Source organism: Enterobacter sp. MALB-1 (assembly GCF_041021625.1).
In the GTDB taxonomy this organism is placed as follows: Bacteria; Pseudomonadota; Gammaproteobacteria; order Enterobacterales; family Enterobacteriaceae; genus Enterobacter; species Enterobacter oligotrophicus.
In genome coordinates, this window is the sequence record NZ_JBDPJL010000001.1 from 2,589,623 (window position 1) to 2,612,342 (window position 22,720).

Here is a 22,720-nt window from a genome sequence, read left to right on the forward strand (position 1 = left end):
TCCTTTAGCGCTGGAACGGATAAACAGAGCCCAGGTGCAGGATTGTCGACAACGCATCCAGCGCCTCGCGGCCCTCACGCAGAAGCTGCGGGTCAACCAGATCGGCCTGGGTCAGCCTGTCACGATAGTAACGATCCACCCAGTCGTTCAGCGTGTTAAACAGCGTGTCGTTCATCATCACGGCAGGGTTCACGGCCTGCATTTCGCTTTGCGTCAATACCACGCGAAGACGCAAGCACGCCGGGCCGCCTCCGTTGGCCATGCTTTCGCGCAGGTCAAATACGCGCAGTTCATCGATCGGGTTATCAGCCTTCACCAGTTCGCTCAGGTAACGCCACACGCCATCGTGATTGCGGGACTCCTGCGGCAGCACCAGCATCATGCTGCCATCATCACAGCTCAGCAACTGGCTGTTGAAGAGGTAGGTTTCCACCGCATCCTGCACGCTGACGGCCTGCGTCGGAACCTGAATGGGCATAAAACCGGGCACCCGCTCATGCAGCGTGGCGAGCAGCTTCTCCTGGTGAGCAAACGCCTGTTCATGGCAGAACAGCACCTGACGGTTGGAGACGGCAATCACATCGTTGTGGAACACGCCCTGGTCGATCACCTGTGGATTCTGCTGAGCAAAAATCACCTGCGAAGGATTAACCTGATTCAGGCGCGCAACCGCCTGGCTTGCGGCCAGGGTCTGGCGGGCCGGATAACGCGTCGGGGCTGAATAACCGCCCTCTTCCCGCCCGTAAATAAACAGCTGCAGACCCGGCTCGCCATAATCACCGCCCAGGCGGTTATGGTTAGCGGCCCCCTCGTCACCAAACATCGCCACCTGCGGCAGCGCCTGATGCACGCTGAAATACGTTTCATCACTGAAGATAGCGCTCAGCACACGTTCGGTGGTATCCGCCTCGGTAGCGCGATGGAATTTGTTATTCAGATTCGCCACGGTCAAATGCACTTTGCCATCCAGCGTATCTGCCGACGGCGCGACGGTTGCCGCATTTGCCACCCACATTGAGGAGGCGGAGCTGGCCGCAGAGAGCAGCTGTGGTGTCTGCGTACCTGCTTTCTCAACCACCTGCTCATCGCTGCCGCTAAACCCAAGCTGGCGCAGCACCGCCACATTCGGGCGCTCCTGCGGCGGGATCACCGCCTGCGGGAAACCGGCATCCGACAGCGCCTTCATTTTCAGCAGCCCCTGCTTCGCTGCCAGCTTTGGATTAGAGATCTGGAAACGGTGCTTCGTCGAGGCTTCATTACCAAACGACAGACCGGCATAGTGGTGCGTCAGCCCCACCAGCCCGTCGAAATTAACCTCACGCGCTTTCATGGGCGTCTCCCTGAGTGAAATCCAGCCCCGGATTCAGCGTCTCCGGCAACGTCAGCGCTGGCGTTTCCAGGCTCGCCATCGGCCACGCGCAGTAGTCAGCGGCATACCACGCGCTGGCGCGGTGGTTACCGGATGCCCCTACGCCGCCAAACGGCGCGGTGCTCGCTGCACCGGTGAGCGGTTTATTCCAGTTCACGATCCCTGCGCGCGCTTCAAGCAGCAGTTGATCGAATTTCTCGCGTTGCGGCGAAATCAAACCGCTCGACAGGCCATAGCGGGTGTTGTTCGCCATTGCGATGGCGCTGTCAAAATCGTCATAGCGCCAGACGCACAGCAGCGGACCAAAGACCTCCTCATCCGGCACGTTGCGGGCGTCGCTCATCTCAATAATCCCTGGCGTCAGCAGCGAAGTGCCTGGCTGGGTCTGCTTTGGCTCCAGCAAGGTTTTCGCGCCGCGCGCAACGTGGTCCTGCCAGGCTTTCAGCACGTTCTGCGCGGCCTGCGCGGAAATCAGCCCACCGATAAACGGCTGTGGTTCGGCATCCCACGGCGCGGGCACCAGCCGCGCCGTAACGTCCACCAGTCGCGCCAGGAACGCGTCACCTTGTGCCCCGCGCTTCACCAGCAGACGACGCGCACAGGTACAGCGCTGCCCGGCGGTAATAAACGCTGACTGAATGGTCAGGTGCACAGCCGCATCAATATCGTCAGGATCTTCGACAATCAGCGGGTTATTACCGCCCATCTCCAGCGCCAGAATTTTTTCCGGCTGCCCTGCCAGCTGGCGATGCAGCTGATAGCCCGTTCCGGCGCTGCCGGTAAACAGCAGGCCGTCAATATCACTCAGCGCACTCAGCGCCTGGCCGGTTTCACGCCCGCCCTGTACCAGGTTGAGCACGCCCGGCGGCAGACCAGCCTGTTCCCACAGCTTCACCACCGCTTCACCGGTTAACGGCGTTAACTCACTCGGCTTGAAGATAACGGTATTACCCGCCAGCAACGCAGGCACAATGTGTCCGTTCGGCAAATGGCCGGGGAAGTTATACGGACCAAACACTGCGAGCACACCGTGCGGGCGATGGCGTAGCGTGGCCGCACCGTCGGGCATCTCAGTGTGATGTTCACCGGTGCGGGTGTGGTATGCCTTCACCGAAATGGCGATTTTGTTGATCATCGCCGTCACTTCGGTTGTCGCCTCCCAGCGCGGTTTGCTGGTTTCCGAGGCGATAACCTGGGTCAGCTCAGCTTTATTCGCCTCCAGCAGAGCAGCAAATTTTTCGACAATGGCCTGGCGCACGGTAAAAGGCTGTTTCGCCCATGCCGGGAAGGCGCGGCGAGCAGCGTTACAGGCCTGCTCAACCTGCCCAGCACTGGCATCGTTCCCCTGCCACAGCACCTCTTTACCCACCGGATTGGTTTTTACGCGCGGCTCGCCTTCACCCGTAACCCAGTCACCGTTAATCCATAAAGTCATGCTGTTTTCTCCTCAGGGCAGAGTCGCACCAGACGAACCGTGTCGCCGGCGTTACATTTCAGGGCATCCAGTTGGGCGGGCGTCAGCACCAGCCGCTCGCATTTCGGGTTCGTCCGCACTAGCATGGCGCGGAAATTGTCGTATTGTTCGTTCGCCACCAGACAGGCCGGCCATTCGCCCGGTGCAGGTTGCCCCTCAGAGACCTTCACCAGACGGCTTTTACGGATGGCACGCACGCGGTCAATGTCACACTCAAGCGTTGGGCCGCCGTCAAAGATGTCGACATAGTTACGGTAGCGGAATCCTTCTTTCTCCAGCACCGCGCGGGCAGGTGCGGTTTGCGGATGCACTTCGCCGATCACCGCCTGTGCTTCAGGGCTGAGGAAGTGGGTATAAATCGGGTGTTTTGGCATCAGTTCAGCGATAAAGGCTTTTTGACCGGTCCCGCACAGGTAATCCGCCCGGCTAAACTCCATCGAGAAGAAGCGTTCGCCCAGGCTCTCCCAGAACGGGGAGTAGCCTTTGTCGTCGATAACACCGCGCATCTCGGCGACCACTTTTTCATTGAAGCGATCGCGGAAGGCGGCCATAAACAGAAAGCGCGATTTGGAAAGCAGATAACCGTTGCCTTCTTTGCGCCAGGCCGGGTCAAGGAACAGCGTACAGAGTTCGCTGCTGCCGGTGTGATCGTTACTGAGGAACAGCGTTGGCAGCGCATTGTAGACATTCAGCTCTTTCGAGGCGTGAACCAGCGTGCCTACCCGGTAGTTGTACCACGGGTCGTTAAGCCCCACGGCCACTTCAATGGCGCAAATCCCGGCCACGGTGCCGGTGTCGGTATCTTCGAGTACGAACACATAACCCTGTTCGCTTTTCGGCAACGTCCCTTGCCAGGTCTGCAGGGCGCGCTCAATACGCGCCGACAGCGTCGTTTCATCGGCAGGGAGCGACGTTAGCCCGCCTCCTGTCTTACCGGCAAGCTGCATAAGCCCGGCGAGATCGCCGCGCTCAACGGGACGGATGACCATCATGATGACACCCCTGACTTCACCTGTTCACAGGCCTGCGCAAAACGGTCTAAACCGGTCTGAACCTCTTCCTCACTGACAATCAGCGCGGGGGCAAACCGCACCACGCTGGCACCCGCAATCAGCACCATCACGCCCATTTTTGCTGCTTCCTGTGAGATAAGTTTAGCTTTTCCGGCAAACTCAGGCGTGAGTTCGCAGCCAATTAACAGCCCCAGACCGCGGATCTCTTTAAACAGGCCCGTCTTGTTGTTGATGGCGGTTAAACGCTCGACAAACCAGTCATGACGCTGCTTCACACCGTGAAGGACCTCCGGCGTGTTAATGATATCCAGCACCTGTCCGGCCACGGCAGATGCCAGTGGGTTGCCGCCGTAGGTGGTGCCGTGAGTGCCCACCGTCATCACGCTGGCGAACTTATCGGTCGTCAGCATCGCGCCAACCGGGAAACCACCGCCCAGCGCTTTTGCAGTGGAAAGCACATCCGGCGTGACGCCATAGTGCATATAGGCATACAGCTCACCGGTGCGGCCAACGCCTGTCTGAACCTCGTCAAAAATCAGCACCGCGTTGTGACGATCGCACAGTTCCCGCACCCCTTGCAGGAAGGCTTTTTGCGCCGGAAGCACGCCCCCCTCGCCCTGCATCGGCTCGACGATCACCGCACAGGTGGTATCGTCAATCAGCTCGCTCGCGGACTGCAGATCGTTATAAACAGCGTGACGAATATCCGGCGGCAGCGGCGCAAAATCCTGCGAGTACGCTGGCTGGCCGCCCGCACTGACGGTAAACAGCGTGCGGCCATGAAAGGCATTTTTAAACGCGACGATACCGCTCTTGTGTGCGCCAAATTTATCGTGCGCATATTTGCGCGCCAGCTTCAGCGCGGCTTCGTTCGCCTCCGCACCGGAGTTACAGAAAAAGACTTTCTCTGCGAAGGTGGCGTCAATCAGTTTTTTCGCCAGACGCAGTGCCGGTTCGTTGGTATAGCCGTTACCGGTATGCCAGAATTTTGCCGCCTGATCGTTCAGCGCCTGACGCAGCGCCGGGTGCGCATGCCCCAGCGCATTCACCGCAATCCCACCCGCAAAGTCGATATACTCTTTGCCCTGCTGATCCCACAGGCGCGAGCCTTCCCCACGTACCGGAATAAAAGCCGCCGGAGCGTAAACCGGCATCATCCATTCATCGAAATTTCCACGCGTAATTGACAGAGACATAGCGACCTCATCCGGTAAATAAAAGGTTGTTTAAATGTTAAATTATTGAGTGTTTGCACTGTGAATGTAGATTGCAGAGTTCGTGCCAGCCAGCGATAAAAATGCATAAACGGGTTGGGAGGACAGAATATCAATGAGTTACAATATGGAATTATTCACTGTTATTGCATAAAAAGTGAATATTTTTACAGCAAGCGGCGCTTTGCCGCATGAAAACCAGAAAGAGTATGCACAGGCCAAATATAATTCTGGAATTGTGATCGCTGGCGAAATTTATCGGCCGTTTATGCCCCATTTGAGGGCGAGGCGCGTCGGAATGGTGCAAATATTGCACTACTGGCCATATCTGTCGCAGTAATTGGGCGAAGCGGATAACAGACGACGCAATTTCTGCTACCATCCATGCACTATTCACCTTGCACTGGCAGCGACTATGAAATTTGTCTCTTTTAATATCAACGGCCTGCGTGCCCGCCCTCACCAGCTTGAAGCGATTGTTGAGCAACATCAACCCGATGTGATCGGCCTGCAGGAGACAAAGGTCCACGACGATATGTTCCCCCTCGAAGAGGTGGCGAAACTGGGCTATAACGTCTTTTATCACGGGCAGAAAGGCCACTACGGCGTTGCGCTGCTGACCAAAGAGACGCCCGTTTCCGTGCGCCGTGGCTTCCCTGGCGATGACGGCGAGGCGCAGCGCCGTATCATTATGGCGGAAGTGCCCTCAGCATTGGGCAATATCACGGTGATCAACGGCTATTTCCCACAGGGCGAGAGCCGCGATCATGAAACCAAATTCCCGGCCAAAGCGAAGTTCTATCAGGATCTGCAGGATTACCTGACTACCGAGCTGAAAAAAGAGAATCCGGTGCTGATCATGGGCGATATGAACATTAGCCCGACCGACCTGGACATTGGCATCGGTGAAGAGAACCGCAAACGCTGGCTGCGCACCGGCAAATGCTCTTTCCTGCCGGAAGAGCGCGAGTGGATGGAGCGGCTGCTGGGCTGGGGCCTGGTGGATACGTTCCGCACCGCTAACCCGGAAACGCAGGACCGCTTCTCGTGGTTTGACTACCGTTCAAAAGGTTTTGATGACAACCGGGGTCTGCGTATAGACCTGCTGCTGGCGAGTGCGCCACTGGCGGACCGCTGCATTGAAACGGGCATTGACTACGCGATTCGCAGCATGGAAAAACCCTCTGACCACGCACCTGTGTGGGCGAAATTTAAGCTGTAAACCGTGTGAACACTCAAAAAATACTCTTCCTGTGCGCCCTTCTGGGCGCATTTGCGCTGGCATTCACCGTCCTCCCGCCAGGGACGCTTTCTCTGGATACCATAAAAACACACCAGCAGACGTTACTCGCTCAGGTAGAGCGGGCTCCGCTCCAGAGTGCGCTGGTCTATTTTGGGCTTTATGTGGTGGTCTCCGCGCTCTCTATCCCCGGCGCAGCAATATTAACGCTGCTGGGCGGGGCGCTGTTTAGCCTGTGGGAAGGCGTGCTGCTGGTGTCATTGGCCTCCACGCTTGGCGCAACGTTCGCCATGCTCGCCAGCCGTTATCTGCTGCGCGATTGGGTACAGCGGCGTTTTGCGCGCCAGATGCACACTATCAATGCCGGAATGGCTCGCGACGGCGCACGTTATCTTTTTGCCCTCCGCCTGATGCCGCTGTTTCCGTTCTTCCTGGTCAACCTGCTGATGGGCCTCACCCGTCTCAGCGCGATCCGCTACGGATGGATTAGCCAGCTTGCCATGCTCCCTGCGACGGTGCTTTTTCTGAACGCCGGACGTGAGCTGGGTGAACTGACGTCGCTACGCGATATTCTGTCGCCGGGAGTGTTATTCGCCTTTACACTATTAGGGTTATTACCGCTGGTCACTCGCTGGCTGTTTTCCCGTTACACCTCCTCTTTTAAAAAGTGAGGCATTATGCGCCGTGTGCGTTTTTGCGCGTTTCTGACAGCTCTGCTGCTGACCGCCCCTGCATTTGCTACAGATAGCTGGCAATCCCTTCAACAACAGGCCAAAGGCCAGACCGTCTGGTTTAATGCCTGGGGCGGCGATCAGGCGGTCAATCGTTATCTCGACTGGGTGAGTGGTGAAATGAAAACGCACTACGCCATCGACCTTAAAATCGTTCATCTGGCCGATGCCGCCGATGCCGTTAAACGTATCCAGACCGAGGCGGCCGCAGGGCGAAAAACTCACGGCTCGGTCGATCTGTTATGGGTTAACGGGGAAAACTTCCGCACGCTGAAAGAGGCAAACCTGCTGCAAACCGGATGGGCACAGGCTCTGCCAAACTGGCGATATGTCGATACCCGTAAACCGGTCACGGAAGATTTCGCTATCCCGACCGACGGAGCAGAATCCCCATGGGGCGGCGCGCAGTTGAGCTTTATTGCCCGCAAAGCAAGCATACCGACACCACCGGAAAATCCTCAGGCCTTGCTGGAATATGCAAAGCAGCACCCAGGCAAAGTGAGTTATCCGCGACCGCCTGATTTTACCGGCACCGCGTTTCTTGAGCAGTTGCTTCTGGCGCTGACCGCGCAACCTGAAGCATTAAAAAAAGCGCCAGATAATACCTTTGCGCAGGTCTCCGCCCCGCTATGGGATTACCTCGACAAGCTGCATCCGCTGCTGTGGCGTGAAGGAAACGATTTTCCGCCCTCACCTGCACGGATGGATGCCCTGCTGGCAAGCGGAAGCCTGAACCTGTCGCTGACCTTTAACCCGGCCCATGCGCAGCAGAAGGTAACCCGCGGCGAACTGCCTGCCGACAGCTACAGCTTCGGCTTTCACGACGGGATGATCGGCAATGTCCATTTCGTCACCATTCCGGCCAATGCCAGCGCGAGCGCCGGAGCAAAAGTGGTCGCTAATTTCCTGCTTTCCCCGCAGGCGCAGATCCGCAAAGCCGATCCGACAATCTGGGGCGACCCGAGCGTGCTTGACGCAGCAACCCTGCGTGCTGAGGAGGCCAAACAACTTAGCGCCCACACGCCCGCAGGTTTACCCCCTGTCCTCCCGGAGCCACACGCCGCCTGGGTTAACGCACTGGAACAGGAATGGCTGCGCCGTTACGGCACCCGCTAAGCGGCCTCGTCTGGCTGGCGATGGCGGTGATTTATCTGCCGCTGATCCCCACCGGTGCCATGCTCCTGGCACCGGTATTTTCTGTTGCCAACTGGCAGTCGCTGCTTAGCGATCCACAGCTACCTCAGGCGCTGGCCGCCACGCTGGTGTCTGCGCTTACCGCGACGCTGGGTGCTCTGTTTATTGCTCTGAGCCTTGTCACGCTACTGTGGCCAGGGAAACAGTGGCAACGCCTGAGCACCCGTCTGCCATGGCTGCTGGCGATCCCGCACGTTGCCTTCGCTACCAGCGTGCTGCTGATGTTTGCTGAAGGCGGCCTGTTCTACCAAATCTGCACGTTCTGCTCGCCGCAGCTTGACCGGTTCGGTATTGGGCTGGGTCTGACGCTTGCCGTCAAAGAGAGCGCGTTTGTGCTGTGGGTGATTTTCGCCGTGCTGCCGGAAAAGCGTCTGAGACAGCAGAAAATTGTCTTGCAAACCCTCGGCTACGGCCGCATTCAGGCGGTAAGCTGGCTGATTCTGCCAGCCATCGCACCCGCGCTGGGGGCGGTGATGCTGGCGGTACTGGCCTGGTCGCTTTCCGTTGTGGATGTCGCAATCGTTCTGGGACCAGGGAACCCGCCAACTCTGGCGGTGCTGGCCTGGCAATGGCTCAGCCAGGGGGACGCGCAGCAGCAGGCAAAGGGCACACTCCTGTGCCTGATCTTACTGGTGTTGCTGGTCATACTTTCGGCGCTCGGCTACGGCATCTGGACACGGTGGCGACACACGCTGCCAGACCTTACCGGTATTCGTCGCCGTTCGCCTGCCGTGCTGCCTGAGCGTTTGTCTGGCTGGCTGCTCCCGGCATGTGGGCTGCTCTGCAGCGCGGTGCTGTTGCTGCTGGCGCGACAGGACGACATCGGCCCTGTCGGTACCAGCCTGTCATTCGGGCTGGCCTCCAGTCTGATTGCCCTTGTGATTATCTTTCTCTGGCTGGAGTGGGGACCGCAGCGCGGCGCACTGTGGGTGTGGCTGCCGCTTGCGCTCCCGGCGCTGCCGCTTGTTTCCGGGCAATATGTTGTGGCGCTGTGGCTGGGTATCGACGGGCAATACGTCGCCGTGCTGTGGAGCCATCTGCTCTGGGTATTGCCGTGGATGTTGCTGGTGTTGCAACCCGCGTGGCGCAGGCTCGATCCACGGCTTATCCTGACCGCCCGAACGCTGGGCTGGGGACAGGCTAAAATTTTCTGGCTGCTGAAATGCCCACTGCTGGTGCGCCCTGCGTTACTGGCCTTTGCGACCGGCTTTTCGGTGAGCATGGCGCAGTACATACAGACGCTCTGGCCGGGCGCGGGACGCTTCGCCACCCTCACCACGGAGGCCGTCGCGCTCAGCAGTGGCGGCAGCGTCCCGATTCTGGCAAACCGGGCACTGGGACTCTTGTTGTTGACGGGTATCGTGTTTGGCCTTGCCGCGCTGCTTTCCCGGCTCGCAGGCCGCTACCGACAAGGATTACGTTAATGCTGAAAGTAAAAGATCTCACCATTGAGCCGCTGTTTCGGCAGGTCAGTTTCTGCGTCCCGCGTGGAGAAATTGTCACGCTAATGGGGCCATCCGGTAGCGGTAAATCGACGCTTTTCTCCTGGATGGCGGGCGCGCTGTCGGCTGATTTTCAGGCTCACGGTGAACTGTGGCTCAACGATCGTCGCTGCGATTCGCTTCCCGTGGAAAAACGAGGGTTAGGGATTTTATTTCAGGACGCCCTGCTGTTTGACCATTTCAGCGTCGGGCAGAATTTGATGGTCGCACTTCCGGCGCAGATTACCGGACGCGCACGGCGGTCTGCGGTTGAGCAGGCGCTGAATTCAGCCGGGCTGTTTAACCATTACCACAGCGATCCGGCAACGCTCTCTGGTGGCGAACGCGCCAGGGTGAGCCTGCTCCGCGCCCTGCTCGCCCAGCCGCAGGCGTTACTGCTTGATGAACCGTTCAGCCGTCTGGATAAGGCGCTACGCACGTCGTTCCGGGCGTGGGTATTCGAGGTGGTTCGTGCGCGCAATATTCCGGTGGTGCTGGTCACGCATGACGAAGACGATATTCCACCGGGCGGCAAGGTGCTCAGTATTTCTCGCTGGCAATAATGTGCTAACGCAATGTTTTCTGTTTCAGGAGAGACGACAATGCCCACCTCATTTACTGACGTCAGGCTTTTCGATGAAACGTGTTTCTCAACTGACCGCGCTGGCCCTGATTTGCGGCCTCGCCTCATTTTCCTCCATGGCGGCTGATATGCCCCACTCTCTCACGCTGGCACAGCTACAGGAACAGCACGGCGCGGTAATCGATACCCGCATCAGTGCGTTTTATAACGGCTGGCCAACGCTGAGCGGAACATCCGGCCATGAACCCGCCGCGCTGAACCTGTCTGCCTCCTGGCTTGGGGCGATGAACGATGACCAGCTCAGCGGCTGGGCGAAACAGCACCAGCTTACGCCATCAGCGCCGATTGCACTTTATGGCAGCGATAGCGATAACCAGGCCGTCAAAGCGCGCCTGGAAAAAGCCGGGTATAGCCATATATCCACGCTGAGCGATGCCCTGCAGACGGCCGACCGTTTGCAGCGTTTACCCCACTTTGAACAGCTGGTTTACCCGCAGTGGCTCCACCAGTTACAACAGGGTAAGCAGGTTGCCGCCGCCCCTTTGGGCGACTGGAAAGTCATTGAAGCCGGATGGGGCACACCGAAGTTTTACCTGCTTAACCATATTCCCGGCGCGGGCTATGTCGATACCAATGACGTCGAAAGCGAGCCGCTGTGGAATAAAGTGTCCGACGATAAGCTAAAAGCGATGCTGGCAAAGCACGGTATCCGTCACGACACCACGGTGATTCTGTATGGTCGTGACGTTTATGCCGCCGCACGCGTGGCGCAGATTATGCTGTATGCGGGTGTGAAGGATGTACGCATGCTGGATGGCGGCTGGAAAACATGGTCCGATGCGGGTCTGCCGGTTGAACGCGGCATGCCTGCGAAAGTGAAACCCGCACCTGATTTTGGTGCGCCGATCCCTGGCCAGCCGCAGCTGATGGTGGATATGGAACAGGCCCGCGATATGTTGCATCGCCAGGATGCCTCGCTGGTCAGCATTCGTTCGTGGCCGGAGTTTATCGGTGAAACCAGCGGCTACAGCTATATTAAGCCAAAAGGCGATATTGCAGGCGCACGCTGGGGCCACGCGGGGAGCGACGCCACCCATATGGAGGATTTCCATAACCCGGATGGCACCATGCGCAGCGCGGATGATATTGCCGCCATGTGGAAAACATGGCATATCCTGCCGGAACAGCACGTCGCGTTCTACTGCGGTACGGGCTGGCGCGCGTCGGAAACCTTTATGTACGCGCGCGCCATGGGCTGGAAGAATATCGCCGTGTACGACGGCGGCTGGTACGAATGGAGCAGCCACCCGCAAAATCCGGTATCGACCGGCGAGCGCGGGCCTGAGCGTTCCCTCTAAGGGCTGAGTGACTTCAGCGTCACATAACCGCTCCAGATGCGCGTTGTGGTGGTCAGCCAGCACAACGCGCCAAATACCCAGGCGAACAGCGTAAAGTGCGCCGGAAACAGGCAGCACAGCACAAACAGCGCGATCGTCTCCGTCCCTTCCGTTAACCCGCCAATGTAATAAAACGACTTGTGCGCATAGCCAGGGTTATTGATGTCATACTTCGCGGCCAGCGCAGCAAACGCCAGAAAGCTACTCCCGGTACCAATAAACGCAAACAACAGCCAGGCGGCGGCCAGCGCATTTTCTGCGGGTGCGGCCAGGGCAAAGCCAAACGGCACCAGCGCGTAGAAGAGAAAATCGAGCGCGATATCCAGAAATCCTCCCGCATCCGTCAGCCCCCGGCGTCGCGCCAGCGCGCCGTCCAGACCATCCAGCAGGCGATTCAGCACGATGGCAATCAGCACCGCCGGATACCAGCCCAGCGCCAGAAACGGCAGCGCCAGCACGCCGATAGCAAACCCGGTCAGCGTTAATCCATCGGGTGAGATAAAGGGTTTATCCAGCGCGACAGCAAGCTGGTTTAACGCCGGTTTCACACGGGGATGCAGGTATTTATCCAGCATGCGGTTTCTCTTTAAACGTGGCGCAAAGCCCCTGTTCCGGGATCTCAAGGGCTGCATTAAAGCGCGCTGAGAGATTTTGAAACGCAATCAGCGCCGTCATTTCGGTAATAGCTTCATCCGTAAAGTGATGTTTTAGTTGCGCTTTAATGGCCTCATCCACCTGCGGCGGCGTGGCGGTGACCGCCTCAGCAAATGCCAGTGCGGCACGCTCCTCATCGCTGAACAACGCGGAATGCTGCCAGTCGTTGACGGCCTGAACTTTATCCAGTGCGCCCGAACGCCCGGCAAGACGTAAGCTATTGGCATCAATACAGAATGCACAGTGACAAAGCTGCGAGACGCGGGTCATCAACAGTGAACGCAGTACGGGGGAAAGACGCGCGTTTCTTCGCTCCAGAAACCCCACAAACAGCGCCACCAGCCAGAACAGACGCGGCATTCGGCCCCACCAGCGCGTAGGGTTAAGCACCGCACCAAAGTGTTTTTTCTGCATGGCGGCAATCGGTTTTAGGCTGGCGGGAATGGATTCGATGGGTGCAACCCAGGTGGATGTCTCTTTCACCTGATTCTCCTGATGACTGGACTCTTTGAAAGGGCACGATAATATGTCGTTTTTCGCTATCAATTATTGACGACCATGCTGAAAACACTCGATGTCGTTGCCGCTATCATCGAAAAAGACGACAAAATTTTACTGGCGCAGCGCCCGGCTCATGCCGACCAGCCCGGCATGTGGGAATTTGCCGGTGGGAAAGTCGAAGCCGGAGAAACGCAGCCCGACGCGCTGATCCGCGAACTGCGTGAAGAACTTGGCATTGAGGCCATGCCTGAGCAATACGTGGCGAGCCACCAGCGGGAAGTCTCACAGCGGTTGATTCATCTGCACGCCTGGCATGTCCCCTTCTTCAGCGGAGAGCTGAAAGCGCACTACCACAGTGCGCTGGTGTGGTGTACGCCAGAAGAAGCCCTTATGTACGATTTAGCCCCGGCAGATATTCCCCTGCTGGAAGCGTTTATCCTTTTACGCGCCGCCAGACCAGCGGGTTCGTGCTGATGGTGCGTTCATCGCGCTGGCACTGCAGCAGCACGCCATCCGCTTTAATGACCGCCCCTTCCGAATAGTTTTGATCCTGGTAAATGCAGCACTGGTTACACGGCTGCGCACGCTGGCCGCTGGTGCTAAAAACATCCGGCGGCACATTCACTTCCACATCCGGGCGAATGCGGTCGGCCTGAGCACCTGCGGATAACATCAAACATAACGCGGTCATTACGTAACGGTTCATAGACTTATCTTCCTGTTGTGTCCTGATAATGACTATAACGGTAAACCGGAGCCGAACCTTTAATTTATCCCGTCATCGTTTTTAGTTATGACAAACGCCCCGTGATGAATTTCCCTTTCGACATAAATTTCTGCTTGCCTCACAAAGCACTGCGGGTGGTATAGTCAAAAAAACAACACAAATCGCTTAAGCAACAAACATAAAATATTATAAGAGGTTCTTATATCTATGGATCAGACACGCTCTCTGGAAAGTTTCCTTGCCCACGTCCAGCAGCGCGACCCGCATCAAAGCGAGTTCGCGCAGGCTGTTCGTGAAGTCATGACAACACTGTGGCCATTCCTTGAGGAAAACCCGCGTTACCGTCAAATGTCTTTACTTGAGCGCCTGGTTGAGCCAGAGCGCGTGATCCAGTTTCGCGTGGCGTGGGTGGACGATCGCAACCAGGTGCAGGTCAACCGTGCGTGGCGCGTGCAGTTTAACTCGGCTATCGGCCCGTTTAAGGGGGGGATGCGCTTCCACCCTTCCGTGAACCTCTCCATTCTGAAATTCCTCGGTTTTGAGCAGACGTTTAAAAACGCCCTTACCACGCTGCCAATGGGCGGCGGCAAAGGCGGCAGCGATTTCGATCCAAAAGGTAAAAGCGAAGGTGAAGTGATGCGCTTCTGCCAGGCGCTGGTGACCGAGCTGTATCGTCACCTGGGGCCAGACACCGATGTACCTGCCGGTGATATCGGCGTGGGCGGCCGTGAAGTGGGCTTTATGGCCGGGATGATGAAAAAACTCTCTAATAACAGCGCCTGCGTCTTTACCGGCAAAGGATTGTCGTTTGGCGGCAGCCTGATTCGCCCGGAAGCGACCGGATACGGTCTGGTCTACTTCACCGACGCAATGCTTAAGCGTCATGGACTGAGCTTCGAGGGAATGCGCGTGGCGGTTTCAGGCTCCGGCAACGTGGCGCAGTATGCCATCGAGAAAGCTATGCAGTTTGGCGCGCGCGTCGTGACCGCCTCTGACTCCAGCGGCACCGTGGTGGATGAATCGGGCTTTACGGCTGAGAAGCTGGCGCGCCTGTGCGAAATTAAAGCCAGCCGCGACGGTCGCGTGGCGGATTATGCCCGTGAGTATGGGCTGACCTATCTGGAAGGCAAGCAGCCGTGGTCAGTGCCAGTGGATATCGCCCTGCCGTGCGCTACCCAGAACGAGCTGGATGCAGACGCGGCTCGCACGCTTATCGCTAACGGCGTGAAAGCCGTGGCTGAAGGGGCCAATATGCCAACCACCATTGAGGCGACCGATCTGTTCCTGGAAGCAGGCGTTCTGTTTGCGCCGGGGAAAGCCGCGAACGCAGGCGGCGTGGCGACGTCAGGCCTGGAAATGGCGCAGAATGCCGCGCGTATGGGCTGGAAGGCAGAGAAAGTGGATGCCCGTCTGCACCACATCATGCTGGATATTCACCATGCGTGCGTTGAGTACGGCGGTGAGGCGTCGCAGACCAACTACGTGCGCGGCGCGAATATTGCCGGGTTCGTGAAGGTGGCGGATGCGATGATCGGGCAAGGGGTCATCTGATTTTCTCGTTGTGCCGGGTGACGGAAGTGTCGCGCCACCCGGCGATCATTCAAGCCTGTTAATGAGTTCACGGGTCCGCTCTATCATTGCCAGAGAGTGCCGATCGTTAAGCTGTAGCAGGCCAACGAATAATAAATCTGTTATGCAGTTTTGCGCGGTTCGGGAAGAAATCGACGAACTGCGCCACTGATCTTCGTTCGACACCGTCTCTAAAATATAATCAGCAATGTCACGCAACGGATTTTTTGCCAGAGAGGTAATGGCTATAATCTTTGCGCCTTTCGCTTTTGCTGCTTCGGCGGCAATCAGGATCTCTTTTTTTCGGCCCGAATACGACAGCGCAATTTGTATATCGCGTTCTGTTAACGCCTGCGCAACCGATATTTGTACATGCGAGTCAATCTCGCAGGTCACCCGAAAGCCAATTTTCATTAATTTAAACGCCAGGTCTTTAGCTGCCAGTGCAGATCCCCCGAGCCCCACTATCTGTATCTGTTGTGCTTTGTTAATTATTCCGATGATTTTTTCCAGCTTAGTGAAATCAATCGTCTGGGTTGTCTCTCTTAATGCCTGTACTTTTTCTATTATCAATTTCTCAGCAATGACATTGAGCGAGTCGGAACGCTGAATAGTGCTGTGCAAACTGTGATCGGTCTTTGCACTTTTTTCCCGGCTGTACTCTTCTATCAACAGCATTTTTAACTCAGAAAAACCCTGCGCCCCCAGTTTTTGAGCGAATTTCGAGATGGACGATTGCGCCACACTCAGTGCAATCGCGATGGAATGGGAAGAGCAGCCTTTGAAAATATCAAGATGGTTAATGATATAGAGCGCTATTTTCCTCTCCGTTTCCGTGTAATTTTCATAATCCATTCTTATCTTTTTCAAGTAACTCATAGACCACCCCTATAACATTTTAAAAGACAATGTATTTCCCTTCAAAGATAAAAGCAACATATAACAAAAAAATTCCCTGCGATAAATTTTGACACCCATCACAAACATTTAAAAGGAATTTATGATTCCATTTAAAATAAAAATAAAACGATCAACAATTCCCATCGCAATTAATATTACACCTCCATCCCCTATAGGATTAGTTTATGAAAAACGGACTTAAATATTTATCCGGATTATTCATTATGCTGGCGTCTGCAGGCCATGCCGCCGTTATCTATCAGGCTAATGATGGCTCGAACATAGACCTTTACGGACGCCTTGGTTTTAACGTTTCAGATAAAAAAACGGGCGACGTTTCAGGTGATTTTGACGGGCGAATCGGCTTCTCGGCACGACAGATGATCAACGACAAGTTCGCCGTTATCGGTTTTACGCAATACCAGGTAAATGCCGCTGAATACGCAAACAATATCAAAGCGGAAGACCCCGACGATCTGACTGCGCGTTACGTCTGGGCAGGCGTCGATTTTGCGGAGTACGGTAAAATCACCGCCGGACGTGTTTCATCCGGTCTGATTATGTTTACCGACATTGGTGATGTGTTCGCCTCTTCAGATGTCGCGATGGCACGGCAGGCGAACGCTATCGACCCTACCGCGGTGCAGGTTTTCCGTCAGGACGGTACGATTCAGTACCAGAACACGTATGGAAACGTTGATATTTCCACTGCATGGATCATCGGCAACAACTCCTCCGATCTGGATTACGGCGTCAACACAGCCCTGCGTTATACACTCGACCTCGGTGCGGCAGGGAAATTACAACCGGTTATTGCAGCCCAACAGTCGCAAGCCAGCCATGATGAGACGTCTGCACAGTCAGATGACGACGCCGATAAATACCAGATGTGGGGAGTCGGCACGCGTTACTATCTCGGTGATGTCATGTTAGGCCTGCTGTATGCCGAAGACACGGTCGAATATCTCGATGGCCGCCCGGACAGCACAGATAAAGACTACGAAGCGACGCTTGTCTGGTCGATGACGCCCGAATGGTGGTTCCGGACCGGTTACCGTCACTTAGAAAACAGCGACGGTGACGGGCTCAAACTTCGCGATGCCACTTTCGAAGTGCAGTACAAAGCCACCGCCAAAAGTTCTCTCTACGCCTCTTATTCCTGGCGCAATGGCGAAGCCGGAACCAACAGAGTCACCGGCGATACCGTCTCTTTTGGTGGTAGCGATCCTGAGGATGATTATTTTCACCTCGGCCTGCGGTATGAATTTTAATATTTCATAGCCATTAATCCCCCACAGATAAGGGCAATAAACGTGCCCTTTTTCCAGGAGTCGTCTGTGAAAAATTCTATCTTTATGCTGCTCTTTATTATTTCGGGTTCTGCAGCGGCCAACGTCACGCTGGAGCTTGGCGAAAACATCGTTGCGCTGGCGGCAAAAGACGCCAAAGTGTCAATGTTTTCCAGAAGCATTTCATTACCCGATGAAGAGCAAAAACTGGTTATAAAATTCGATAGTTCCGTGAATCCTGAATCCGTCAACCAGGGCAAAGGGAGAATAACCTCCGCACCGTATATTTTCACGTTTAACTATAAAGGCAAAGAAAAAATCACCCTGACCACGCCCGTCGTCACCGATGAAAAAGAAGCCAAAAAGCAGGCTGAAAATCCACAATTCAGTTTACGGGCAAATAATGCCGCTATTCCCTTCACGCTGATAAAAGTAGATCCGGAGAGCGTGACTATTTTTTCTGATTTCAGGTCATTACTGGCGGGTGAAAAGCATGACGCCGGGGAGATAAAACAAGAAAGTCAGGATGCGCTTGAGCAGGCCAAAGTCGCTTATCTGGCGTTATCTGATAAACAGAAACTCTCATTCATGAAATGGTTGTTAAAAAATTAAGAGGTTATAATGAATTTTGATTTGAGCGGGAAGGTAACCTCATGGCAATTAATAAGGAAGTGGAATCATGTCTAAACAGATCAGCAACGATTTGCTGGAAAAAATAATCACGCTGGCAGGAGGCAAGGGCAACATTCAGCATTGTGGCAACTGCATGACCCGCCTGCGTCTGCGAGTGGGTGATACATCGTTAATAGCCAGCAATATCAAAGAACAACTCGCAGGCAGCGTCAGCGGCGTGGTCATTAATGGTAATGAAGTTCAGGTTATTTTTGGCGTCGGAAAAGCACAACGCGCAGCCGAAAGCATGAACCATCTGCTGGGGATTAAAGATCTGACGGCTATTGCAGCAGAAACCAAAAGCCAGATGAAAAGTAAGCAGCAATCATCTTTGCAGCAATTCCTGGCGAATTTTGCCACCATATTTACCCCTCTGATTCCGGGTTTTATCGCGGCAGGTCTGATGCTGGGCATCGCAACGCTGGCCGGAACATTAATGCACATCGCGCCAGAGGCAAAAGGCGTATTACCTGACGCGCTGAATTTCTTAAAAGTATTCAGCAAAGGGCTCTTCACGTTCCTCGTTATTTTAATTGGCTACAACGCGCAAAAGGCTTTCGGCGGCACAGGTGTAAACGGCGCAATCATCGCTTCGCTGTTTATTCTTGGCTACAACCCGGAGGCAACCGTGGGCTACTACTCCGGCTTACAGGACTTTTTTGGTCACACCATTGACCCACGCGGGAATATCATTGGCGTGTTGCTGGCGGCCTGGGCCGGTGCGAAGATCGAGCGATTCATCAGAAACGTTATTCCTGATGAACTGGATATGATTTTAACCTCAATGCTGACGCTGATCCTGACGGCCACACTGACTTACATCGTTATCATGCCTGTCGGCGTGTGGCTATTTCAGGGAATGTCGTGGCTGTTTATGCACCTGAACAGTAATCCTCTGGGCTGTGCTGTACTGGCGGGCGTTTTCCTGATTGCGGTGGTCTTTGGTGTTCACCAGGGATTTATTCCCGTCTACCTCGCGCTAATGGACTCGCAGGGCTTTAATTCTCTCTTCCCTATTCTCTCGATGGCCGGTGCCGGACAAGTTGGTGCGGCCCTGGCGTTATACTGGAAATCCGATGCAGCCTCCACGCTGCGGGTGCAAATCCGGGGCGCAATTATTCCCGGTGTCCTCGGCGTGGGTGAGCCACTGATTTACGGTGTGACCCTCCCGCGAATGAAGCCCTTTATTACGGCGTGTCTGGGCGGCGCGGTTGGCGGACTCTTTATAGGGACTGTCGCATGGTCCGGACTGCCTATTGGCCTCAACAGCGCTTTTGGTCCTTCCGGACTTGTCGCGTTGCCGCTCATGACCTCTGACGAAGGTATTCTGCCAGCCATTGCCGTTTATGGCGCGGGGATACTTATTTCGTGGCTGTTCGGCTTTATTATTACCGTCTTGTTTGGTTGCAAGAATGTGGACTTACAGTGAGGGATCGATAATGAAACGACGTGCAATTTTTGCTGCTCTGCTGGCGTTATCAGCCTCGGCGTTTGCGACCGATTACCCGGTACTGACGAATGCGCAGCCGGAAAGCGTAGGCTTTAATGTCAAAAAACTGAACACGCTCGATCGCTGTATTCAGGAGCAAATTGATGCCGGCTATCCAGGCATGAATGTGTTAGTGATCAAAGACAATCGTATTGTTTTTCAGAAAGCCTGGGGCTATGCCAAAAAATATGATGGCTCTCTTTTAACCCGCCATCCGATAAAAGCCACAACGGACACGCTGTACGACCTGGCCTCCAATACCAAAATGTATGCAACAAATTTTGCGCTACAAAAACTGGTGTACGAAGGCAAGGTAAATGTGAACGATCTTGTCACGAAATATATTCCCGGATTCACGGATAAACCCACTGACAAGATTAAGGGAAAAGATTCCCTGCGCATTATTGATATTCTGCACCATACCGCAGGTTTCCCGGCCGATCCGCAATATCCAAACAAGCGCGTCGCCGGTGATCTCTATTCCCAGGATAAACAGACCACGCTGGAGATGATTAAGCGAACGCCGCTTGATTATCCGCCAGGGACAAAACACCTCTACAGTGATGTCGATTACATGATCCTCGGATTTATCATTGAATCCGTCACCGCAATGCCGCTTGATGTCTATGTTGAGAAAACGATTTACCGGCCTCTCGGCCTGAAGCACACGGTATTTAATCCGCTGTTAAAGGGCTTTAAACAGCAGCAGATTGCGGCAACGGAACTCAACGGTAATACCCGTGATGGTGTTATCCACTTCCCGAACATTCGCACAACCACAATCTGGGGCCAGGTACATGATGAAAAGGCCTGGTACGCCATGGGCGGAGTTTCCGGTCATGCGGGGCTGTTCTCGGATACGCATGATATTGCCGTTCTGATGCAGACCATGCTGAACGGTGGCGGTTATGGCAACGTAACGCTGTTTGACAAGAACACCGTGAGCGAGTTTACCCGTAGCTCAACAGCCGATGTCACCTTTGGGCTGGGCTGGCGGGTTAACGGCAATTCATCAATGACACCGACCTTTGGCGTCCTCTCCGGCCCGCAGACTTACGGCCACACGGGCTGGACCGGCACGCTCACCGCCATTGATCCCGTTAAGCATATGGCGATTGTCATTCTGGGCAACCGCCCCCACTCTCCGGTGGCCGATCCCAAAACGAATCCTAATGTTTTTGTCAGCGGGACGTTGCCTGCGGCGACTTACGGTTGGATAGTTGATCAGATCTATGGCGCACTTGAAAATTAAGTGCCGCCATTCTGGAATGCACAGCCCTCAGGATGAGGGCTGCGCAGAATTGTTATCCCCGACGCGGGATTTTTTTCCGGAACGTTTGAATGGTGCTTTCTTGCCCGCCCCCGGCGCAACCATGCCTCTGAACCGCTTCACCGGCGTACTGCGCGCCTGATCGATCAACTGATAAAGCGTCCCCACCAGCGGCTGCATAAAGTCCTGGTAACGACACTGCTTTTCGCTGATTTGCGTCAGTACCGATTCCCAGTGTGCCGTCATGTCTGGCCGCGCGGCCAGCTCCGGCAGCGAATGGATTAACGCCCGGCCCGGTTCCGTCGAATGGATATAGCGCCCTTTCTTCTCAAGAAAACCGCGCTTAAACAGCAATTCGATAATGCCTGCGCGGGTCGCCTCCGTACCTAAACCATCGGTGGCGCGCAGGATCTTCTTCAGATCTTTATCCTGAACAAAGCGAGCGATACCGGTCATTGCCGAGAGTAACGTCGCATCGGTGAAATGGCGCGGAGGCTGCGTCTGGCGCTCCACCACTTCGCCCTTCTCACAGAGCAGTTCATCGTCTTTGGCGACGACCGGCAGCGGCGTGCCGTCGTTCTCTTCGTCACGCTCTTTGTTGCCCAGCAGCGTGCGCCAGCCCGCTTCCGCCAGGAAACGCGCTTTGGCAACAAACTTGCCTTTGGCGATTTCCAGCTCGATCACGCATTTGCGGAACACCGCATCCGGGCAGAACTGCATGAGATACTGACGGGCAATAAGGTTGTACACCTTCGCTTCGTTTTCCGTCAGGTTGACATTGCTGGCGCGCGCCGTCGGGATAATCGCATGGTGGGCATCCACCTTTTTATCATCCCAGCAGCGATTATGGGTATCCGGGTTCACCGCCGGTTGCGGCAGCAGATCCGGCGCGTGAACGCCGATGGCGTTCATTACCGAGTGACGTCCGGCAAAGTGTTCTTCCGGCAGATAACGGCTATCCGAACGCGGATAGGTGATCAGCTTGTGGGTTTCGTAGAGCTTCTGGCAGATATCCAGCACGTTCTGCGCGCTAAGGCCAAACTTTTTGGCCGCCTCAATCTGCAGCGCCGAAAGCGAGAACGGCAGCGGCGCGGGTTCCGATTCCCGTTTATCGTTATAGCTGGTGACGATGGCGGGCTGACCGGTAATGCGGTTGACCACGTGCTCCGCCAGCGGGCGATGCAGCAATCGCCCCTCTTCGTCCTGGTACGATTCGCAGGCATCGCTCGGCTGCCAGACAGCGGTAAAGCGTTCGTCTTTAGGGGTGACGATATGCGCTTTCACTTCAAAGAAATCTTTGGCGACGAAGTTCTCGATCTCTTCATCACGACGTACCACCAGCCCCAGCACCGGCGTTTGCACGCGGCCCACGGAAAGCACGCCCTGATAACCCGCGTTGCGCCCAAGAATGGTGTAGGCGCGGGTCATGTTGATGCCGTACAGCCAGTCGGCGCGCGCACGGGCTAATGCGGAGACGCACAGCGGGATAAATTCGCTGTTGGCGCGCAGACGCGAAATCGCGCGCTCTACCGCCTGCGGGTTGAGGTCGTTAATTAAACAGCGCTGTACCTGCTGGCGTTTTTCCGGTGCCAGCTCCAGGTAATCCAGCACTTCGTCCACCAGCAGTTGCCCTTCCCTGTCCGGGTCACCCGCGTGGACGACTTCAGACGCCTCATGCAGGAAACGCTTAATAACGTTGAGCTGTTTAGTGACGGAGGGACGCGGCTGCAAACGCCACTTTTCCGGCACGATGGGCAGATCGTTCAGGTTCCAGCGGGCGTAGCGGCTGTCATAAACATCCGGCTGCGCCTGCTCAAGCAGGTGACCGATACACCAGGTGACCACCTGCCCGTTACCGCATTCGATAAAGCCGTCGCCTTTGCGATGCGGTTTAGGCAGCACATCGGCAATAGCACGCGCCAGGCTCGGCTTTTCGGCAATAAACAACCGCAT

21 protein-coding genes are annotated in these 22,720 nt (G+C 55.7%); 12 read left to right on the forward strand and 9 right to left on the reverse strand.

Translation table 11 applies throughout. From position 1 onward, the window contains the following. Nucleotides 1–4: 4 nt before the first annotated feature. Genes astB through ABGB15_RS12405 form a run of 4 tightly spaced genes read right to left on the reverse strand, consistent with a single transcriptional unit; the run spans nucleotide 5 to nucleotide 5,052 of the window. On the reverse strand, nucleotides 5–1,330 hold the full coding sequence (gene astB / locus ABGB15_RS12390; RefSeq protein WP_215723174.1) for an N-succinylarginine dihydrolase: 1,326 nt from the start codon (nucleotides 1,328–1,330) through the stop codon (nucleotides 5–7). Then, on the reverse strand, nucleotides 1,317–2,804 hold the full coding sequence (gene astD, locus ABGB15_RS12395; RefSeq protein ID WP_215723173.1) for a succinylglutamate-semialdehyde dehydrogenase: 1,488 nt from the start codon (nucleotides 2,802–2,804) through the stop codon (nucleotides 1,317–1,319). The genes astB and astD overlap by 14 nt, the downstream gene beginning before the upstream one ends. Beyond that, nucleotides 2,801–3,835 carry an arginine N-succinyltransferase gene (gene astA / locus ABGB15_RS12400; protein WP_215723172.1) on the reverse strand — a complete coding sequence of 345 codons (1,035 nt, stop codon included), beginning with the start codon at nucleotides 3,833–3,835 and terminating at the stop codon, nucleotides 2,801–2,803. Before astA ends, astD begins: the two co-directional genes overlap by 4 nt. Beyond that, nucleotides 3,832–5,052, reverse strand: coding sequence for an aspartate aminotransferase family protein (locus tag ABGB15_RS12405; RefSeq protein ID WP_215723171.1), 1,221 nt, complete (start codon nucleotides 5,050–5,052; stop codon nucleotides 3,832–3,834). Before ABGB15_RS12405 ends, astA begins: the two co-directional genes overlap by 4 nt. A 433-nt stretch (nucleotides 5,053–5,485) precedes the next feature. Here ABGB15_RS12405 and xthA point away from each other — a divergent pair, with 433 nt between their 5' ends. From xthA to ABGB15_RS12435, 6 genes are all read left to right on the forward strand, one after another. Continuing rightward, nucleotides 5,486–6,292, forward strand: coding sequence for an exodeoxyribonuclease III (xthA, locus tag ABGB15_RS12410; protein WP_152084284.1), 807 nt, complete (start codon nucleotides 5,486–5,488; stop codon nucleotides 6,290–6,292). A gap of 5 nt (nucleotides 6,293–6,297) precedes the next feature. Further along, complete coding sequence (locus ABGB15_RS12415; protein WP_215723170.1) at nucleotides 6,298–6,981, forward strand: TVP38/TMEM64 family protein; 684 nt, start codon at nucleotides 6,298–6,300, stop codon at nucleotides 6,979–6,981. 15 nt (nucleotides 6,982–6,996) lie between these two features. Further along, the gene (locus tag ABGB15_RS12420) at nucleotides 6,997–8,157 is read left to right on the forward strand and encodes an ABC transporter substrate-binding protein (RefSeq protein WP_215723269.1); all 1,161 of its coding nucleotides are present in this window, start codon (nucleotides 6,997–6,999) and stop codon (nucleotides 8,155–8,157) included. Continuing rightward, nucleotides 8,130–9,659: a thiamine ABC transporter permease gene (locus tag ABGB15_RS12425; protein ID WP_215723169.1), complete on the forward strand. Its 1,530-nt coding sequence runs from the start codon at nucleotides 8,130–8,132 to the stop codon at nucleotides 9,657–9,659. Before ABGB15_RS12420 ends, ABGB15_RS12425 begins: the two co-directional genes overlap by 28 nt. Further along, nucleotides 9,659–10,279, forward strand: a complete 621-nt coding sequence (locus ABGB15_RS12430; protein WP_215723168.1) for an ATP-binding cassette domain-containing protein — start codon at nucleotides 9,659–9,661, stop codon at nucleotides 10,277–10,279. The genes ABGB15_RS12425 and ABGB15_RS12430 overlap by 1 nt, the downstream gene beginning before the upstream one ends. 73 nt (nucleotides 10,280–10,352) lie before the next feature. Then, nucleotides 10,353–11,657, forward strand: coding sequence for a sulfurtransferase (locus ABGB15_RS12435; RefSeq protein ID WP_215723167.1), 1,305 nt, complete (start codon nucleotides 10,353–10,355; stop codon nucleotides 11,655–11,657). Here ABGB15_RS12435 and ABGB15_RS12440 read toward each other — a convergent pair. Then, nucleotides 11,654–12,271, reverse strand: a complete 618-nt coding sequence (locus ABGB15_RS12440) for a CDP-alcohol phosphatidyltransferase family protein (protein ID WP_215723166.1) — start codon at nucleotides 12,269–12,271, stop codon at nucleotides 11,654–11,656. The two genes, ABGB15_RS12435 and ABGB15_RS12440, sit on opposite strands and share 4 nt — an antisense overlap. Continuing rightward, a complete protein-coding gene (locus ABGB15_RS12445; protein WP_152084278.1) occupies nucleotides 12,261–12,833 on the reverse strand; it encodes a carboxymuconolactone decarboxylase family protein in 573 nt (190 codons plus the stop codon). Before ABGB15_RS12445 ends, ABGB15_RS12440 begins: the two co-directional genes overlap by 11 nt. Before the next feature lie 75 nt (nucleotides 12,834–12,908). Between ABGB15_RS12445 and ABGB15_RS12450 the strand changes: the two genes are divergently transcribed. Further along, nucleotides 12,909–13,325, forward strand: a complete 417-nt coding sequence (locus ABGB15_RS12450) for a pyrimidine (deoxy)nucleoside triphosphate diphosphatase (protein ID WP_275950665.1) — start codon at nucleotides 12,909–12,911, stop codon at nucleotides 13,323–13,325. Here the strand turns inward: ABGB15_RS12450 and ABGB15_RS12455 are convergent. Next, the gene (locus ABGB15_RS12455; protein WP_215723165.1) at nucleotides 13,285–13,557 is read right to left on the reverse strand and encodes a YnjH family protein; all 273 of its coding nucleotides are present in this window, start codon (nucleotides 13,555–13,557) and stop codon (nucleotides 13,285–13,287) included. The two genes, ABGB15_RS12450 and ABGB15_RS12455, sit on opposite strands and share 41 nt — an antisense overlap. A gap of 228 nt (nucleotides 13,558–13,785) precedes the next feature. Here ABGB15_RS12455 and gdhA point away from each other — a divergent pair, with 228 nt between their 5' ends. Then, nucleotides 13,786–15,129 carry an NADP-specific glutamate dehydrogenase gene (gdhA, locus tag ABGB15_RS12460; protein ID WP_152084275.1) on the forward strand — a complete coding sequence of 448 codons (1,344 nt, stop codon included), beginning with the start codon at nucleotides 13,786–13,788 and terminating at the stop codon, nucleotides 15,127–15,129. A 45-nt stretch (nucleotides 15,130–15,174) separates the two neighbouring features. On the opposite strand, the gene ABGB15_RS12465 is transcribed toward gdhA, so the two are convergent. Beyond that, nucleotides 15,175–16,026 (reverse strand): SIS domain-containing protein, encoded by an 852-nt coding sequence (locus tag ABGB15_RS12465; protein WP_152084274.1) that lies wholly within the window; start codon nucleotides 16,024–16,026, stop codon nucleotides 15,175–15,177. 206 nt (nucleotides 16,027–16,232) lie between these two features. Between ABGB15_RS12465 and ABGB15_RS12470 the strand changes: the two genes are divergently transcribed. The 4 genes from ABGB15_RS12470 to pbp4b all read left to right on the forward strand — a co-directional run bounded on the left by ABGB15_RS12470 (nucleotide 16,233) and on the right by pbp4b (nucleotide 20,749). Further along, nucleotides 16,233–17,318 carry a porin gene (locus ABGB15_RS12470; RefSeq protein ID WP_152084273.1) on the forward strand — a complete coding sequence of 362 codons (1,086 nt, stop codon included), beginning with the start codon at nucleotides 16,233–16,235 and terminating at the stop codon, nucleotides 17,316–17,318. A 42-nt stretch (nucleotides 17,319–17,360) separates the two neighbouring features. Then, nucleotides 17,361–17,948 (forward strand): DUF2057 family protein, encoded by a 588-nt coding sequence (locus ABGB15_RS12475; RefSeq protein ID WP_369064188.1) that lies wholly within the window; start codon nucleotides 17,361–17,363, stop codon nucleotides 17,946–17,948. 67 nt (nucleotides 17,949–18,015) lie between these two features. After that, entirely contained in the window at nucleotides 18,016–19,437 is a 1,422-nt protein-coding gene (murP, locus tag ABGB15_RS12480; RefSeq protein ID WP_215723164.1) for a PTS N-acetylmuramic acid transporter subunit IIBC, read from the forward strand. 10 nt (nucleotides 19,438–19,447) lie between these two features. After that, a complete protein-coding gene (gene pbp4b / locus ABGB15_RS12485; RefSeq protein ID WP_215723163.1) occupies nucleotides 19,448–20,749 on the forward strand; it encodes a penicillin binding protein PBP4B in 1,302 nt (433 codons plus the stop codon). A 27-nt stretch (nucleotides 20,750–20,776) separates the two neighbouring features. Here pbp4b and ABGB15_RS12490 read toward each other — a convergent pair whose 3' ends face one another. After that, nucleotides 20,777–22,720 (reverse strand): DNA topoisomerase III, encoded by a 1,944-nt coding sequence (locus ABGB15_RS12490; RefSeq protein WP_152084270.1) that lies wholly within the window; start codon nucleotides 22,718–22,720, stop codon nucleotides 20,777–20,779.